This is a genomic window from Blastomonas sp. AAP53, assembly GCF_000331245.1.
Lineage (GTDB): Bacteria > Pseudomonadota > Alphaproteobacteria > Sphingomonadales > Sphingomonadaceae > Blastomonas.
In genome coordinates this window covers 197,559-213,445 of the sequence record NZ_ANFZ01000018.1, presented here as the reverse complement: position 1 = coordinate 213,445, position 15,887 = coordinate 197,559, and the positions used below count along the sequence as shown (strand labels likewise).

The window sequence follows — 15,887 nt, the reverse complement described above, 5'->3', positions numbered from 1 at the left end:
TAACCGGTAGTTAACAGCCTTCACCTAGCGTCCTTACTCGACTACGGAGGGTCGCACGCACTGCTATGGACGGATATCGCAAGCATTTCGGGGACACCGGTGCCGACGCCTGGGACGACGCCGCCAATGGTGATCCCGCCTGCGCCGTCATTCCTCGCCCGAGCGCTGCGCGGATAGTGTCAAGCCTGGAGCGCGCCGGCATCGGGGTGTTCGAATGCGACCTGAAGACCGAACGGCTCGCATGGACGCGCAGCGTTTACGACATCTTCGGTGTCGTTCCCAAGGCTGACATTCACCGCGGTGAGATCGTGGAATTGTACGACGAGGAATCGCTGGAAGCGCTTGAACGCCTGCGCTCGCGAGCGATCGAGCGAGCATCCGGGTTTACCCTCGATGCGCGGATTACCCGGCCCGATGGCGCGGCGCGCTGGATCCAGATCGTGGCGCAGGTCGAATGCGAAGGCGACGCCCCCGTCCGGCTGTCCGGCACCAAGCAGGATATTACCCGCCAAAAGCTGGAGCGCGATCTGCTGCAGCAGTCGGCGGAGATCGACAGCCTGACGGGCCTCGCCAACCGGGCCGTGTTTCAGTCGCGTTTTCTTGATTCTGCGCGCACCGCTTTGGGCTTCCGTCCGCTGGGCGCACTCGTGCTGTTCGATGTCGACGGCTTCAAGCAGATCAACGATCGCTTCGGCCATGTCGCGGGCGATGCCTGTCTGGCGCAGTTCGGCCAGCGCATCCGCCAGGCCTTCCCTGATGCATTGATGGTCGCGCGGATCGGAGGCGATGAATTTGCGGTGCTGCTGCCCAGCCATCGCAACCTGCAACGCCTGGGACGCCGGGTCGAAGGCGCGGTCGCGCTGCTCAAAACGCCGATACTGTGGAATGGCTTACTGCTGGAAGCAGGCGCAAGCCATGGCATCGCGATGGCCGAAAATGCCATCTCCTATGATGCAGAAGCGATGTTCGTGCGCGCAGATCAGGCGCTGTATGCTGCCAAGCGCGCCCGCAAGCGACAGCCCGTGCGCTAGGTGCCAATCAGGTTAGGCGCGAAGACCCGCCAGCTCGTCGAGCCCGGCCATGATGTTGAGGTTCTGCACCGCAGCGCCGCTCGCTCCCTTGCCCAGATTGTCGAGCATCGCGATCAGCCGCACCTGCGACCCATCGGCGCTGGGCAGCACATGCAGCGACAGCCGATCGGTGGGAGCATCGCCCTCGCTCAGCAGCAACTCGCCCGGAGCAGAGCCCATCGGGGCAACACTGACCAAAGGTTCGCCCGCATAATGATCGGCCAGCGCCGCGTGCAGCGTTGATGCGTCGGCAAAGCCCATTTCCGGATCGAGAAACAACGGCACATCGACCAGCATGCCGCGAAACGCCCGCACAACGGCGGGCGCGAACAGCGGCGCGCGGCTGAGCCCGGCATGCACCTGCATCTCGGCCAGATGCTTGTGCTCCAGCCCCAAGGCATAGGCGCGGAAACCGATCTCGGGCGCATCGACCTGCATCCGCGCGATCAGATCCTTGCCGCCGCCCGAATAGCCGCTGACCGCATTGATGATGAAGCCATGGTCGGCAGGCAGCAGATTGTCTGCCACCAGGGGCGCAACCAGCGCCAGAAAGCCGGTGGGATAGCAGCCGGGGTTGCTCACCAGCCGCGCCTGCGCAATCGCTTCACGCTGGCCGGCGCGCAGCTCGGCAAAACCATAGGTCCAGCCATCGGCGACACGGTGCGCGCTCGATGCATCGATGAAGCGCGTGGGCGCGCCCTCGCCCAGCGCCACCGCCTCGCGCGAGGCGGCATCGGGCAGGCACAGGATCACGAAATCGGCGTTCTGGATGGCGGCGGCGCGCGCGGACACGCTCTTGCGGTCGGCATCGCTCAGTGTGATCAGGCGAAACTCGTCACGCCCGGCCATCCGCTCGGCGATTTCCAGGCCGGTTGTTCCGGCGGCTCCATCAATGAACAGGCTGGGCATCAACCAATCCTCTTGCGCGCCAATACGGGCTGCGGGGTGGTTTCGGGGAAGCGCGCGATCACATCGGCGAGCGGTTCTGCCACCACCTGCATCCAATGCGCGTTGGCGTGAATGAGCATTTCGGCATCCATCATGATTCCGACATGGCCGGGGAAGAACACCAGGTCGCCCCGCTCAAACGGCTCGTCGTCCGCCAGCGCGCGGCCGAGCGCGGCCATCTGCTGGTCACTGTCGCGCGGCGCATTGTGCCCTGCCAGCGCCAGCACAAGCTGCACCAGGCCCGAACAATCCAGCGCTTCACCGCCGCGGCCGCCCCACAGATAGGGCGCGCCAACCAGTTGCAGCGCGCGATCGACAGGGTCGCAACCCAATCCCTCCAGCGCGATGGCGTGGCGCACCGACATCCAGCCTTCGGCCAGCTGCCAGAACTTGCCGCATTCGCTTGTGCCCAGCACCGTCACTCTGGCGCCCATCGGATAGGCCGCCAGCATCGGCGTCTTGATCGAGGGTTCGGCGAACACCAGCGCGCGGCGGGCATGCACGACATGCGTTGGCGCGGGCGCATCGCCGGTCAGCGCATCCAGCGGCAGATAGCCGCAATAGCCGTCATGGCCGCCATAGCCCCAGGCCCAGTCCCCGGCGCTGTCGAGCAGCGCGAAGGCCTCGCCCGGCAGCAACTGGCTCACCGCCTCGGCATCGCTTGCGCCTGCATTGCGCAGCATGGCACCATCACCCAGCACGCGGTGGATCTGCGGTGCGACATAATGCGGCGCAAAGAAACGCCCAGCGAGCGCGATATCGGCCAGATCGCCGCGGATCGCGGTGACGCGCGGGTCATAATCGGCCGCGGGGCCGCTCAACACGAACTGCCGGATGGGCGCAGCAGGGCTGTCGGACGCGTCCGGCAGAACCGTTCCGGCATCGACCGGCGCCGCTTTCGCCGAAATGCGTGTCGAATGTGTCAAGAACCCCGGTCCCCTGCGCGATGCTGCGTCGTCAATGTCACTTGCGCCCGTGGCTGGCAGCGGGCTGGCGGGCCAGATAGACGAGTTGCGCGCATTTGTCCAAGCCCCGTCACGCGGGCCCCTGTCCCGCATCGCCATAGCGTCCGCGCAGATAATGCCAGCTGGCGCGCAGACCCATCGCCTCTCCGCCCTTGGGCTGGCCGGGACGCGGCGTCGGGCGCCACGCATAGGTATCGAAATGCGCCCAGGGCACGCCCTCGCCGACAAAGCGCTGCAGGAACAATGCCGCCGTGATCGCGCCCGCGAACGACCCACCGCTGTTGCCGATGTCGGCAATATCGCTGGTGTACATGTCCTCATAGCCCGCCCAGAGCGGCAACCGCCAGCTGGGGTCGCCCACTGCGCTGCCGCTGGCGACAAGGCCCTCGGCCAGCGGATCGCTATTGGCGAACAGCGCGGGCAGATCGGGGCCCACCGCCACCCGCGCCGCGCCGGTGAGCGTCGCGAAGTTGATCATCAGATCGGGTGCGCCTTCGCTGGCCCTGGTCAGGCAATCGCCCAGCACCAGCCGTCCCTCGGCATCGGTGTTGCCAATCTCGACGGTGATGCCCTTGCGGCTCTTCAACACATCCCCGGGGCGGAAGGCGTTGCCGGAAATCGCGTTTTCTACCGCACCGACCAGCATGTGCAGCCGCACCGGCAGCTTGCCGCGCATGATCAGCTGCGCCAGCGCCAGCGCATGCGCTGCGCCGCCCATGTCCTTCTTCATCAACAGCATGCCGGCGGCCGACTTGATGTCCAGCCCGCCGCTGTCGAAGCACACGCCCTTGCCGATGATCGCCACGCGGGGGTGGTCTTCGCGGCCCCAGTGCAGTTCGATCAGACGCGGGGCATGGCTGCGCGCCGCGGCGCGGCCGACCGCATGGATCATCGGATATTGTGTCGCCAGCGCATCGCCGCGCGTCACCTCCAGCACGGCATTGTGCGCCCGCGCCAGCTCCTCGGCAGCAGCCTCCAGCGCAGCAGGCCCCATGTCCTCGGCGGGCGTGTTGACCAGATCGCGGACCCAGGCGGTCGCCTCGGCCTCGGCCAGCGCATCCGACTGGCGCGCCGGATCGTTGGTCAGCAGCACACGCGGACCTTGGGGGGATTCTTCGGGCTTCTTGTAAGCGGTGAGCCGATGCTGGGCGAGCGCCCATCCGATCAGCGCCTGGCCGGGACGGACATCACCCGCAAGGCGATAATGGCCACCTGCCAGCACCTCGGGCACCTTGGCAAGGCACCAGGGGCGAAGATTGCGAACGTCGGCAACGCCCAGCACCACCGCCCAGTCATCGGCATGGTCACCCGGCACCACCACGAGCTCGTGCGGACGCGCGGTAAAGCGCATTGCGGCCAGATGATTGCGGATGCGCGGCGGCGCGGCGGCCAGCCAATCGGCAAGCCCAGCCTTGTCGATCACATGGATGGAGCGCGCGGATTGGCCAAGGTCCGGGTGGACGAGGTGTGACAAATCGATCATTGTCGGGGTCTTACAGCATTATGACACCAAACGGCGAGAGAGAATCATGGCGCTCGGGAAACCTGCACATCTGGCGCTGGCTGCGCTTCTGGGCCTTGCACTGCCGGCGGTGGCGGCATGCGGCGAAGACGCACCCCAGGCCACCAAGGCAGAGCCTGCAAGGCCCGCCAAGGCAGCTGCCAAGCCCGTTTCCTTCGAGCGCGAAACACCGCTGTTCAGCTTCAGCCATGGCTATCCAGCAGACGCTGCCGCGCTGCCGGAACTCGCAGCGATGCTGGATACCGAGCGCGCGCAAGCCATGGCGGAACTGAAAAAACAGACTGCAGAGGCGCAAAAGGACGCAGCCGCCAACGATTATCCCTATAATCCGCACATGATGGGGATCAATTGGACCACCACCGGCAACACCGAGCCGTTGCTGGCGCTGCTGGCCGAGATCAGCACGTTTTCCGGCGGTGCGCACGGCAACACCGGCTATGAAGCGCTGCTGTGGGACAAGGTGGCTTCGAAGCGGATGCCGATCGAGGGTTTGTTCGCCGATATGAAGGCCGCGCTGGGGTCGATGCGCGATCGCTATTGCGATGCGCTGAACGCCGAACGGCTTGCACGACGCGGCGAATATGCCGGCGAGTCCGACGACATGTTCAACGCCTGCCCGCCGTTCGACGAACTGGTCATCATCCCCTCTGCTGTGGGCAATGACGGTTTCGACCGGATGATGTTCATCGCCGCGCCCTATGTCGCCGGGCCCTATGTCGAAGGCGTGTACGAGATCAGTCTGCCCATCGATCAGGCAACGGCTGCGGGGATCAAGCCTGAATACCGCGGAGCGTTCAGCCCCGCCGAATAAAGCCTATTCCGCCGCGATGGCCGCCGGTGCGTCAGCCTGGGCGCTGGCGTGGCGGAATGCCAGAACGCCATCATCCACCGCCTCCTCGCGCAGCACCTTGCGGTCGAACAGATAATCCTGGTTGAGTCGCCACGGCATGCGATCCCCCTGTTTGGGCAGGATATGCAGCGCACGCTGCACATAGCCCGACGAGAAATCGAAGATATCCTCCTCGTTCACCGGGCCGTCGCTGCCAAGCGCAGGCACCGCGATCTCGGTACCGGTCGCGGCCATGTGATTGAGCGTGCGGCAGACGAAATCGGCGACGATATCGACCTTGAGCGTCCAAGAGGCATTCAGATAGCCGAAGACGATCGCCATGTTCGGCACATCGCTGAACATGCAGCCCTTGTAATAGAAGTGCTGGGTGAAATCGACCGGCTTGCCGTCCACAGTGAAATCGACCTTGCCCGCCATCGCGAGCTTGAGCCCCGTTGCGGTGATGACCACGTCCGCATCGAGGTGCCGGCCCGACTTGAGCTGGATGCCGGTGGGGGTGAAGCGGTCGACATGATCGGTGACGATATCCGCCTTGCCATCGCGCATCGCCTTGAACATGTCGCCATCGGGGACCAGACACAGCCGCTGTTCCCAGGGGCCGTAGGGCGGCTGGAAATCGGGCTCATGCATCTTGTTGCCCATGATCTTGCGGATGCGCTTGAGCAGATAGTCGCCGACCTTCTTGGGGTTCTCGCGTGCCCGCTTGAACGCGATCTGCTGCATCCGCACGTTCTTGAAGCGGATGAAGCGATAGGCCCATTCGTCGGGCATGATGGCGCGCAGGCTGTTCGCCAGCCAGTCCTTGGCCGGGCGGCTCCAGTACCAGGTGGGCGTCCGCTGCAGCATGGTGACGTGGCTGGCCTTGCCGGTCATGGACGGCACGATGGTCACGGCGGTCGCGCCCGAACCGATCACCACGACGCGCTTGCCGGTGTAATCGAAGCCCTTGGGCCAGAACTGCGGATGGATGATCTGGCCGCCAAAGCTGTCCCGGCCCTCGAAAGCCGGGTCATAGCCCTCGTCATAATCGTAATAGCCGGTGCCCATGAACAGATAGCCGCAGGTCATGTGCTGGACGCCCTGCCCTTCGACCTCTGCGGCGATCGTCCAGCGCGCCTCGCTGCTCGACCAGCTGGCAGACAGCACCTTGCAGCCCAGCCGGATGTGATCGTTCAGCCCGCGCTCGTCCTTGATGCGGCGCAGATAGCTCAGGATCGAAGGGCCGTCGGCAATCGCCTTCTGCTCGCGCCAGGGTTCGAATTCGAAGCCCAGAGTATGCATGTCGCTGTCCGAGCGGATGCCGGGATACTGGAACAGGTTCCACGTGCCGCCGATGTCGCTGCGGCGCTCCAGGATCGCAAAGGTCCGGTCGGGGCACTTTTCCTTCAGATGCACCGCCATGCCGATGCCGGAGATGCCCGCGCCGATGATCAGCACATCGACATGGGTGGCAGCTTTGAGGTCGGACGGCTTTTCATGCATCATGGCGTGGCTCTCCAGTCGCGGACCGCTTGGGCGCGGTTCTGTTCGCTTGCCTGCCCAACCTTGCTGACATCGTTGTGAATTGCAACTGGTATTGGACCGCAGCGGCCATATTTTGCGGTCAGGCGATCTGCCATTGCCCATCGACGCGGACCATCACGCCTCGCTCGCTGGCGTCGCGCAGGTCGGCAGGCAGCAGCTCGGCTGGCAGATCCTGATAGGCAACCGGCCGCAGGAAGCGGTCGATCGCCAGCGTACCGACCGAGGTCGTGCGGCCATCCGAGGTTGCCGGATACGGCCCGCCATGGTTGATCGCATGCGTCACCTCGACACCGGTCGGCCAGCCATTGGCCAGGATGCGCCCCACCCTGCGTTCGAGCACCGGCAAGAGTGCCCGCGCGTCTGCGAGATCGGCATCGTCCATGTGCAGCGTTGCGGTCAGCTGGCCTTCGAGCCCGCGCAGCACGGCCAGCAGCTCGCTGCGATACGCGCAGCGCACGACGATCGACGCGGCGCCGAACACCTCGTGCTGCAACGCGCTGCGCGCCAGCCAGTCCGCCGCCGTCGCGCTGAACAGCGCGGCGCGGCCCTCGTGCGGGCCTGTGGGGTGAACGCCGCGCGCAATGGTCTTCACCTCGGGCGTGGCAGCGAGCGCGGCGCTGCCCTTTTCATAGGCCGAATGGATCCCGGCGGTCAGCATCGTCTGCGGCGCCTGCGCCTCGACCAGCCGCCCGGCTTCGGCAAGGAACGCATCGAGCCCTGGCGAATCGATCGCCAGCACCAGACCCGGATTGGTGCAGAACTGGCCAGACCCCATCGTCAGCGAACCGACATAGCCCGCCGCCAGCGCCTCGCTGCGCGCCGCCAGAGCACCGGGCAGCAGGATCACCGGATTGATCGCCGACATTTCGGCATAGACCGGAATCGGCTGCGGACGATTGGCCGCGATCTTCATCAGCGCCTCGCCACCGCTGCGCGATCCGGTAAAGCCCACCGCCTGGATACGCGGGTCGGCGACCAGAGCCGCGCCGATCGCATTGCCGGTTCCGGTCACCAGGCTGAACACGCCTGCCGGCATGCCGGTGTCCGCCGCAGCCTTCGTGATCGCGCCCGCGACCAGCTCTGCGGTGCCGGGATGCGCGGGGTGGCCCTTGACGACCACCGGGCATCCGGCGGCCAGCGCCGATGCGGTGTCGCCGCCTGCGGTGGAAAAAGCGAGCGGGAAATTGGACGCGCCGAACACCGCCACCGGACCGAGCGGGATCATTCGCAGCCGCAGGTCGGGCTTGGGCGGAGTGCGCGCCGGAACGGCATGGTCGATGCGCAGCTTGAGCCACTGGCCATCGCGCACTTCGGCTGCGAACAGCCGCAACTGGCCGCAGGTGCGCCCGCGCTCGCCGGTGATGCGCGCCAATGGCAGCCCCGATTCGGCGCACGCCCGCGTCAGCAACGCATCGCCCAGCGCCTCTATCTCGGCAGCGATAGCATCAAGGAACGCCGCGCGCCGCTCCAGCGGCAGATCGGCACAGGCGATGGCGGCATCTTCAGCGGCGGCGCAGGCATCGGCGATGTCCTGTTCGGTCGCGCTGAAAAAGCCGATGTCGTCGATGCTCGCGCCCTTGGCCGGATCATAGGCCTGAAACCGCTCGCCCGATCCGCGCCGCGCACCCGCAATGAAAAACTCGCCCGTCAAAGTCATATGTGGTTCCAGTTGCTTCAGTCGGTGCCTGCGTCACCCGATCAGGGTCAGGCCGGGGTACCGCCATCATGCCGCGCAAGGCTGCGCGAACGGCTGTAGACGAAGTAGAACGCCAGCCCCGCCAAATTCCACAAGGCAAACCGCACCAGCGTCTGCGACGGCAGGCTGACCATCAGGTACAGGCAGCCCAGGATCGCGAGCGTGCCGACCAGATAGGGCTGCGGGCACTTGAATACGCGCTTGAGTTCGGGCGCGCGCTTGCGCAGCACCATCAGGCACCCGCCGACCGCGATAAATGCCAGAAGCGTGCCGGCGTTGGCGAGCTCGGCGATCTCGTCGAGGCGGAAGAAGCCCGCGACCGCGGCGACGAACACCCCGGTGATACCGGTCACCAGCACCGGCGCGCCGGTCTTGGGCGACACCCGCGAAAGCACCGGCGGCAGCAGGCCATCGCGTGCCATCACGAAGAAGATGCGGCTCTGGCCGTACATCATCACCAGGATCACTGAAGGCAGCGCAATCAGCGCGGCGAGCGCGACCAGATAGGACGCGGTCGGGTGACCCAGCGTGCGCAGCACCAGAGCGAGCGGCTCGGGCGAATTGCCGAGCGTCAGATACGACATCGCCCCGATCGCCGAGAGCGCCACCGCCATGTAGATCAATGTGCAGACCGCCATCGATCCGATGATTCCGATGGTGAGGTCGCGCCCCGGGTTGCGCGCCTCTTCCGCCGAGGTCGCCACCGCATCGAAGCCGTAAAAGGCGAAGAACACGATCGCCGCAGCCGCCATCACGCCGCGTGTCGCGCCATCCTGCACCGAGCTGCCGAAGCCATAGGGCATGAATGGGCTGAGGTTGTCCGCATCGAACGCCGGTGCCGCCAGCGCGATGAACGCGGTGAGCGCCGCCAGCTTGATGATCACGAGAATGATGTTGAGCGTGGCGCTTTCGCGGGTTCCCGCCATCAGCATGCCGGCAATCGCCAGCGAGACGATGACCGCTGGCAGGTTGATGATGCCCCCGGCATGCGGGCCGGCGAGCAGCATTTCGGGCAGGTCCACGCCTGCCGATTGCAGCCATCCCACCAGATAGCCCGACCAGCCGACCGCGACGGTTGAGCAGGCGAGCGAATATTCGAGGATGAGGCTCCACCCCACCACCCAGGCGAGCGTCTCGCCGACCACCGAATAGGTGTAGGTATAGGCAGAGCCCGCCGTGGGGATCATCGTCGCGAGTTCGGCATAGGCGAGCGCCGCGCACGCGCACACTGCGCCTGCGATGGCAAAGGCCAGGATCACCGCCGGGCCTGCGCGCTCTGCACCCACGCCGGTCAGCGTGTAGATTCCGGTGCCGACAATCGCGCCGACGCCCAGCGCGATCAGATGCGGCCAGGAGAGTGTCGGCTTCAGCCTGCTGCCGGCAGGCGCGTCCGATGCCTGAACGATCGGTTTGATTGGCCCCCAAATCCCCATGTGCGTCCCTTTTTATCGCTGGCGCAGATCAAATTGCGGCCATTCGTCCGGTGTGTCCCGACACCGGTAGCGCCCTAACAAGGACCGCGTCAAAATGTCTTGTGGTCTGTGGCCAGCTGAAGCCGAAGGTCATCGAGCGTTTCGCCGATATGGACCTCTGTCAGCGCGGCAACCCTGTGCTCGTCGCGCGCCAGCCAGGCATCGAGCAGTTCACGATGCTCGTCATTCGCACGCTCGTTGCGGCCCAGCGGCTCCAGATGCTTGCGGACATAGCGTTCGGACAGCACGTGCAGCCGCTCGAGCATCGTGAAAGTCACCGGCTGGTTGGCAGGCCGCAGCAACGCCAGATGGAATGCGCGATTGAAAGCACCTACGCCATCGCCCAACGGATCGGTCATCGTGTCGATCTGGTCTATGAACCCGGCGGCGCGGGCCTGATCGGCAGGGCTTGCAAGCCGCGCCGCCAGCGCCGTTGTCTCGGGCTCCAGCTTCAGCCGCAGCGCATAGACCTCTTCCGCCTCGGCGGCGTTGAGCGGACGGACGGTGAAGCCGCGATTGGCCTGCGAGACCAGCAAGCCTTCCTGCTCCAGCCGGGCGAGCGCCTCGCGCAGCGGGATTTTGCTGACCCCCAGTTCCGCCGCCAGCGCATCCTGACGGATCGGACGATCCGGCGCTACGACGCCGGTCAAAATCCGGTCGCGAACCACATCGACCAGCTGTTCGGCCAGATTGCGCACTACAAGACTCATCTGATCCTCATATCACACTGAAGCCTTCCCAGAAGGGGTCCTGGTTATCGATCCAGATCGTGTTGAACCCGGTGGCGATCGCCGACCCTTCGATCGACGGGATGATGGCCTTGTGCCCGTCCAGATCGACCAGGTCTTCCACCCGGCCGGTGAAGCGGCTGCCGATATAGCTTTCGTGGACAAAACTGTCGCCGACGTCGAGCCTGCCCTGGTGCGCCAGATGCGCCAGACGGGCCGAGGTGCCGGTGCCGCAGGGCGACCGGTCGATCGCGCGTTCGCCATAAAATACCGCATTGCGGCCATCGGCACCCGCCCCACGCGGACCATCGGCCCACAGCACATGCGTGACACCGCGAATTCGGTCGTCGAGCGGGTGAACCGGCTCCACGTGCTCGCACAGGATCGTGCGGATCTGGCGCGACAGCTCCACCAGCCGCGCCGCGCCCAGCGCATCCAGCCCGGGATAGCCCGGCTGCGGTTCGATGATCGCGTAGAAATTGCCCCCATAAGCGATATCGATGGTGAGCGGCCCCAGACCCGGCACGTCGATCATCACGCCCTGCGCCGCGACGAACGAGGGCACGTTGCGGATCCGCACCGAGGTCACCCGGTCGCCTTCGCGGACGTAATCGATGGCGATTTCGCCTGCTGGCACCTCGACCTTGAGATGGCCGGGGACCTGCGGATGGATCAGCCCGTGTTCCAGCCCGAAGGTGATCATGCCGATGGTGCCGTGGCCGCACATCGGCAGGCATCCCGATGTTTCGATGAACAGGATGCCGACATCGTTCTCCGGCCGCGTCGGCGGATAGAGGAACCCGCCCGACATCATGTCATGCCCGCGCGGCTCGAAGCACAGGCCGGTGCGGATCCAGTCGAACCGATCGAGAAAGTCCATCCGCCGTTCGGCCATCGACAGCCCGCGGAGCAATGGCGCGCCGCCGACCACCAGACGCACCGGATTGCCCGCGGTGTGGCCGTCGATGCAGAAGAAGGTGTGCCGCATGATGAAGATCGCCCGCCGTCAGTCTGCGAGCGGCCGGGTGGCGGCGCACTGTTCGACCCAGGCGGTCACCTGCGCGCGGCGCTCGCCGCTGAGCGGCATGCGCGGCATCCGCACCCGTTCCGACCCCCGACCCATGATCTGTTCGGCCAGCTTGATCGACTGGACAAGGTCATGCTCCGCATCGAGGTGGAGCAGCGGCATGAACCAGCGGTAGATACGCAGCGCCTCGGCGTAATCACCGCGCCGCTGCGCCGCCACCAAGGCGACCGATTCGCGTGGGAACGCGCTGGTGAGCCCCGATACCCAGCCGGACGCGCCCAGCATCAGGCCCTCCAGCGCGACATCATCCAGCCCCGCCATCAGCGTGAAGCGGTTGCCGAAGGTGTTGTACAGGTCGGTAAAGCGGCGCGGATCGGGCGCGCTTTCCTTGATCGCGACGATGTTGGGCACATCCTCGAGCCTTGCCAGCGTATCGAAATCGACATTGACGCGGTAGGCAGGCGGGTTGTTGTAGAGCATGATCGGCAGGCTGGTCGCCTCTGCAACCGTGCGGAAATGCGTGTACAGCTCTTCAACGGTGGGGACGTAAACCATGGCAGGCAGCAGCATCAGCGCATCGATGCCGATGGCTTCGGCCTGGCGGGCATATTCGACCGCGCGCCCTGTGGTGAATTCGGACACGCCCGCTACCAATGGAACGCGGTTGCCGACGGCCTCGACCGCCCCCTTGAGCACGGTGAGCTTCTCGTCCGCCTCCAGCGAATTGTTCTCGCCGCACGTGCCCAGAACGATCAGGCCGTCAACACCGTCGTCGACCAAGGCGGTCTGCACCTGCTGCGTGGCATCATGATCGATCGCCAGACTTTCGGTGAACTGGGTGGTGGCGGCGGGGTAGACACCCTGCCAGAGCGTCTTGGCGGTCTTGATGGTCACGCTGTAATCTCCGGTTGCGATCAAAATCGTATACAGTATATGATTACAGCCGCACAATGAAAAACGGAAAACACCTCGCCGGGACGACCGCACTGGTCGTGGGTGGAGGCCTGATTGGCCTTTGTGCTGCGACGCGCCTCCAACATATTGGCGCAGATGTGACATTGATTGAGCCCGAGGAAAAGCCGAAAGGTGCCTCGTGGGGCAATGCGGGTCACCTTGCGATCGAGCAGATCCAGCCGCTGGCGTCGCTCGCCACCATCCGTAGCGTCCCAGCCCGGCTGTTTCCGCGCGGCGCGCTGGCACTGCCGGCATCTCAGTTGAGGACATGGGCGCCCTTTGCCTTGCGGATGCTGCGCGCGAGCGCCCCTGCGCGTTTTGCTGCTGGCACTGCCGCGCTGGCGGCGCTGCTGGCCGAGGCGATGCCCGCCTGGCGCAGAGCGTGCGAAACGAGCGGGACAAATGATCTGCTGCGCGAGGACGGGCATTTCGTCGCCTGGGAAACCGCCGCCTCTGCAGCGCAGGGTCGCGCGCAATGGCTTGCCACCCCGATCGGCACGGCAACCGTGCGCGATGCCACCTCCGACGAGCTGGCCATGATTGCGCAGCTCGCACCCCAGACCAGCATAGCAGGCGCGATCCGCTTTGGCGGCTCCGGCCAGATCAGCAACCTCGACGCGCTCGCCGCCGCCTTGCGCGCGCTGCTCGTCGCGCGCGGCGGCACGATCCGCCAGGCGGCGGCCGATGGAATCGTGCGCACCGGCAATATCGCGCAGGTGCGGATCAATGGCGCGTTGTGCAATGCTGACCATATCATCCTGTGCGCCGGCGCCGCGTCTGCCGACCTGCTGCGCCCGATGGGAGAGCGTATTCCGCTGATCGCCGAGCGCGGTTACCACATCCAGTCAGCGGCGAGCGACTGGCCGCCCGACATGCCACCGGTCGCGTTCGAGGATCGCTCGATGATCGTCACGCGCTTTGCGGGCGGCCTGCGCGCGGCGAGTTTTGTCGAGTTTGCCGCGCGACAGGCCCCGCCCGACCCGGCGAAATGGGATCGCCTGCGCCAGCATGTCACGGCCTTGGGCCTACCGTTCGATCTGCCAGGCGAGCCCTGGATGGGCGCGCGCCCGACATTGCCCGATTACCTGCCCGCCATTGGCCGCAGCCGCCGCGCGGCCAATCTGATCTACGCCTTTGGCCATCAGCATCTGGGCTTGACGCTGGCCGCCGTGACCGGTGAGGCTGTGGCGTCAATCGCATCGGGCGACGCGCCCGCCGTCAACCTTGCGCCGTTCGACCCGGCCCGATTTGGAGATACGACATGACCGGCATTGGCGGATCAAGTGCGGCGCAGCAGCTGGCGGCGATCACCCCCTGGGAACAGACCGCGCCTGCCATCACGCTCGAAGAACGGCTGGCGCGGATCGAAAAGGCGCGCAAGCTCACGCGTGACAGCGGCGCGGATGCGCTGCTGATCGGAGCAGGAACGAGCCTGCGCTATTTTGCGGGCGTGCCCTGGGGCGGCAGCGAACGTCTGGTGGCGATGCTGATCCCGGTGACCGGCGATCCCCTGATCATCGCGCCGTATTTCGAACTCGGCTCGCTGGAGGCGGAGCTTCAGGTCAAGGCTGATTTCCGCCTGTGGCAGGAGGACGAATCGCCCACCGCATTGGTCGCCGATGCCTGCCGCGCCTGGAGCGCAACCACGCTGGCGATTGACCCGGCGCTGCCCTTCCTATTCGTCGACCGGATCGCCAAGAGTGCGCCCGGCCTCAATCTCGTGAGTGGTGCAGCAGCGGTGGACGGCTGCCGGATGGCCAAGTCGCCGGCCGAAATCGCGCTGATGCAGCAGGCCAAGTCGATGACATTGGAGATCCACCGCCGTGCCGCATTGACCTTGCGCGAAGGCATAAGGGCGAGCGAGGTCACGCGCTTCATCGACGAGGCGCACCGCGCCATCGGCGGCGCTGGCAGCACTTTCTGCATCGTCCAGTTCGGACGCGGCACCGCATTTCCGCACGGCCTGCCCGGCGACCCCGAGCTGCGCGAGGGCGACATGGTGCTGATCGATACCGGCACCACAGTGCAGGGCTATCATTCGGACATCACGCGCAGCTATGTCTTCGGGCAGCCCCATGACGAACAGCGCCGCATCTGGGATCTGGAAAAGGCCGCCCAAGCTGCCGCCTTCGCCGCCGCCCAGCCCGGTGCCCCTTGCGAAAGCGTGGATCAGGCCGCGCGCGATGTGCTGGAAGCCGCGGGGCTTGGCCCTGATTACACCCTGCCCGGCCTGCCCCACCGCACCGGGCACGGCATCGGCCTGTCGATCCACGAGCCCGCCTATCTGGTGCGCGGCGACACAACCCCGCTGGCCACCGGCATGTGCTTTTCCAACGAACCGATGATCGTCATCCCCGACCGCTTCGGCATCCGGCTGGAGGATCATTTTTACATGGCCGAAGATGGCCCGCGCTGGTTTACCGAGCCGCAGGTGGCGATCGACGCGCCGTTCGGGTGACGCGTACCCGGCCGAAACTGGAGCGCCACGCCGCCCCTCAGCCGGGATGCGGCGACGGTCCGCGTGCGGAAAAGTGCAGCGCAACAGCAAGGCACGCCGTTGCTACGGTCCCTGCGGCGCCTGCCGGGTAAAGCCAGTCCATGCCCATCGCCAGTGCTGCGGTGTTGACCAATGCGGCCGCCAATCCTGTCAGGATGGCCAGCCCCCCGGCAATCCTTGCCACCCCCGTGCTGCGCAGCAGAGCCTTGCCAACAAGAATCGCGGCAACGCCGAACAACAGCTTACCCGCAAAATACAGGAAGAATGCCCCCGCGACGATCGCCTCATAGGCCGGGGCCATGGCCTCTCCAGCGTCTGACAGCGGCGCAAACATGGCAAGGCCCATCCCGACCTGCAGAACGTTGAGCAGGCCGCCGACCGCGATCGCTGCCCATGCCATTGTCAGCGGACCTTTCTGAACCATGGCGGCAAGCGCCAGAACGCAGATCGCCAGAAATACCAGCGCCTCCAACGACCAGATAACCGTGCCCGGCAAGTCGATCTTGTAAGTGGATTTCACGATATAGGCGATCTGGGTGAGCACGATCACGGCGAGCAGTATCGCGATGATCAAGGCTGTTCTGTTTGCACTGTGCATGATCGATGCTCCCCGGTTGCAACGCCTGCCTGGGCC

The 15,887-nt window shown here is 65.7% G+C and carries 14 protein-coding genes; 4 read left to right on the top strand and 10 right to left on the bottom strand.

The window, feature by feature from the left end:
• Positions 1 to 65: 65 nt before the first annotated feature.
• The gene (locus D618_RS18600; protein WP_017672339.1) at positions 66 to 1,031 is read left to right on the top strand and encodes a sensor domain-containing diguanylate cyclase; all 966 of its coding nucleotides are present in this window, start codon (positions 66 to 68) and stop codon (positions 1,029 to 1,031) included.
• A 12-nt stretch (positions 1,032 to 1,043) separates the two neighbouring features.
• On the opposite strand, the gene argC is transcribed toward D618_RS18600, so the two are convergent.
• The 3 genes from argC to D618_RS0114900 form a co-directional block, all read right to left on the bottom strand.
• The gene (gene argC, locus D618_RS0114910) at positions 1,044 to 1,982 is read right to left on the bottom strand and encodes an N-acetyl-gamma-glutamyl-phosphate reductase (RefSeq protein ID WP_152414759.1); all 939 of its coding nucleotides are present in this window, start codon (positions 1,980 to 1,982) and stop codon (positions 1,044 to 1,046) included.
• Positions 1,979 to 2,944 carry an NlpC/P60 family protein gene (locus D618_RS0114905; protein WP_017672337.1) on the bottom strand — a complete coding sequence of 322 codons (966 nt, stop codon included), beginning with the start codon at positions 2,942 to 2,944 and terminating at the stop codon, positions 1,979 to 1,981. The genes argC and D618_RS0114905 overlap by 4 nt, the downstream gene beginning before the upstream one ends.
• A 109-nt stretch (positions 2,945 to 3,053) precedes the next feature.
• Positions 3,054 to 4,466 (bottom strand): leucyl aminopeptidase family protein, encoded by a 1,413-nt coding sequence (locus D618_RS0114900; protein WP_017672336.1) that lies wholly within the window; start codon positions 4,464 to 4,466, stop codon positions 3,054 to 3,056.
• A 46-nt stretch (positions 4,467 to 4,512) separates the two neighbouring features.
• Here D618_RS0114900 and D618_RS18595 point away from each other — a divergent pair, with 46 nt between their 5' ends.
• Entirely contained in the window at positions 4,513 to 5,316 is an 804-nt protein-coding gene (locus tag D618_RS18595) for a DUF4163 domain-containing protein (protein ID WP_017672335.1), read from the top strand.
• A gap of 3 nt (positions 5,317 to 5,319) precedes the next feature.
• Here the strand turns inward: D618_RS18595 and D618_RS0114890 are convergent, their stop codons facing one another.
• From D618_RS0114890 to D618_RS0114865, 6 genes are all read right to left on the bottom strand, one after another.
• On the bottom strand, positions 5,320 to 6,840 hold the full coding sequence (locus D618_RS0114890; RefSeq protein ID WP_017672334.1) for an NAD(P)/FAD-dependent oxidoreductase: 1,521 nt from the start codon (positions 6,838 to 6,840) through the stop codon (positions 5,320 to 5,322).
• A 118-nt stretch (positions 6,841 to 6,958) separates the two neighbouring features.
• Positions 6,959 to 8,536, bottom strand: coding sequence for an aldehyde dehydrogenase (NADP(+)) (locus D618_RS0114885; RefSeq protein ID WP_040370839.1), 1,578 nt, complete (start codon positions 8,534 to 8,536; stop codon positions 6,959 to 6,961).
• Positions 8,537 to 8,583: 47 nt separating this feature from the next.
• A complete protein-coding gene (locus tag D618_RS0114880; RefSeq protein WP_017672332.1) occupies positions 8,584 to 10,008 on the bottom strand; it encodes an amino acid permease in 1,425 nt (474 codons plus the stop codon).
• Positions 10,009 to 10,097: 89 nt separating this feature from the next.
• A complete protein-coding gene (locus D618_RS0114875; RefSeq protein WP_026091724.1) occupies positions 10,098 to 10,757 on the bottom strand; it encodes a GntR family transcriptional regulator in 660 nt (219 codons plus the stop codon).
• Between the two features lie 7 nt (positions 10,758 to 10,764).
• On the bottom strand, positions 10,765 to 11,763 hold the full coding sequence (locus tag D618_RS0114870; protein WP_017672330.1) for a 4-hydroxyproline epimerase: 999 nt from the start codon (positions 11,761 to 11,763) through the stop codon (positions 10,765 to 10,767).
• Between the two features lie 18 nt (positions 11,764 to 11,781).
• Positions 11,782 to 12,690, bottom strand: coding sequence for a dihydrodipicolinate synthase family protein (locus tag D618_RS0114865; RefSeq protein ID WP_026091723.1), 909 nt, complete (start codon positions 12,688 to 12,690; stop codon positions 11,782 to 11,784).
• Positions 12,691 to 12,752: 62 nt separating this feature from the next.
• Between D618_RS0114865 and D618_RS0114860 the strand changes: the two genes are divergently transcribed.
• Together D618_RS0114860 and D618_RS0114855 are read left to right on the top strand one after the other, a co-directional pair.
• Positions 12,753 to 14,021, top strand: coding sequence for an FAD-binding oxidoreductase (locus D618_RS0114860; protein WP_017672328.1), 1,269 nt, complete (start codon positions 12,753 to 12,755; stop codon positions 14,019 to 14,021).
• Entirely contained in the window at positions 14,018 to 15,214 is a 1,197-nt protein-coding gene (locus tag D618_RS0114855; RefSeq protein ID WP_017672327.1) for a Xaa-Pro peptidase family protein, read from the top strand. Before D618_RS0114860 ends, D618_RS0114855 begins: the two co-directional genes overlap by 4 nt.
• 37 nt (positions 15,215 to 15,251) lie before the next feature.
• On the opposite strand, the gene D618_RS0114850 is transcribed toward D618_RS0114855, so the two are convergent.
• Positions 15,252 to 15,851: a hypothetical protein gene (locus D618_RS0114850; protein WP_026091722.1), complete on the bottom strand. Its 600-nt coding sequence runs from the start codon at positions 15,849 to 15,851 to the stop codon at positions 15,252 to 15,254.
• Positions 15,852 to 15,887: the final 36 nt, after the last annotated feature.

Excerpts from the sequence above, each read along its gene's own strand:
- D618_RS18600 (WP_017672339.1), top strand. The coding sequence starts at position 66 with ATGGACGGATATCGCAAGCATTTCGGGGACACCGGTGCCGACGCCTGG.
- D618_RS0114900 (WP_017672336.1), bottom strand. The coding sequence starts at position 4,466 with ATGATCGATTTGTCACACCTCGTCCACCCGGACCTTGGCCAATCCGCG.
- D618_RS18595 (WP_017672335.1), top strand. The coding sequence starts at position 4,513 with ATGGCGCTCGGGAAACCTGCACATCTGGCGCTGGCTGCGCTTCTGGGC.
- D618_RS0114890 (WP_017672334.1), bottom strand. The coding sequence starts at position 6,840 with ATGATGCATGAAAAGCCGTCCGACCTCAAAGCTGCCACCCATGTCGAT.
- D618_RS0114885 (WP_040370839.1), bottom strand. The coding sequence starts at position 8,536 with ATGACTTTGACGGGCGAGTTTTTCATTGCGGGTGCGCGGCGCGGATCG.
- D618_RS0114880 (WP_017672332.1), bottom strand. The coding sequence starts at position 10,008 with ATGGGGATTTGGGGGCCAATCAAACCGATCGTTCAGGCATCGGACGCG.
- D618_RS0114875 (WP_026091724.1), bottom strand. The coding sequence starts at position 10,757 with ATGAGTCTTGTAGTGCGCAATCTGGCCGAACAGCTGGTCGATGTGGTT.
- D618_RS0114870 (WP_017672330.1), bottom strand. The coding sequence starts at position 11,763 with ATGCGGCACACCTTCTTCTGCATCGACGGCCACACCGCGGGCAATCCG.
- D618_RS0114860 (WP_017672328.1), top strand. The coding sequence starts at position 12,753 with ATGAAAAACGGAAAACACCTCGCCGGGACGACCGCACTGGTCGTGGGT.
- D618_RS0114855 (WP_017672327.1), top strand. The coding sequence starts at position 14,018 with ATGACCGGCATTGGCGGATCAAGTGCGGCGCAGCAGCTGGCGGCGATC.
- D618_RS0114850 (WP_026091722.1), bottom strand. The coding sequence starts at position 15,851 with ATGCACAGTGCAAACAGAACAGCCTTGATCATCGCGATACTGCTCGCC.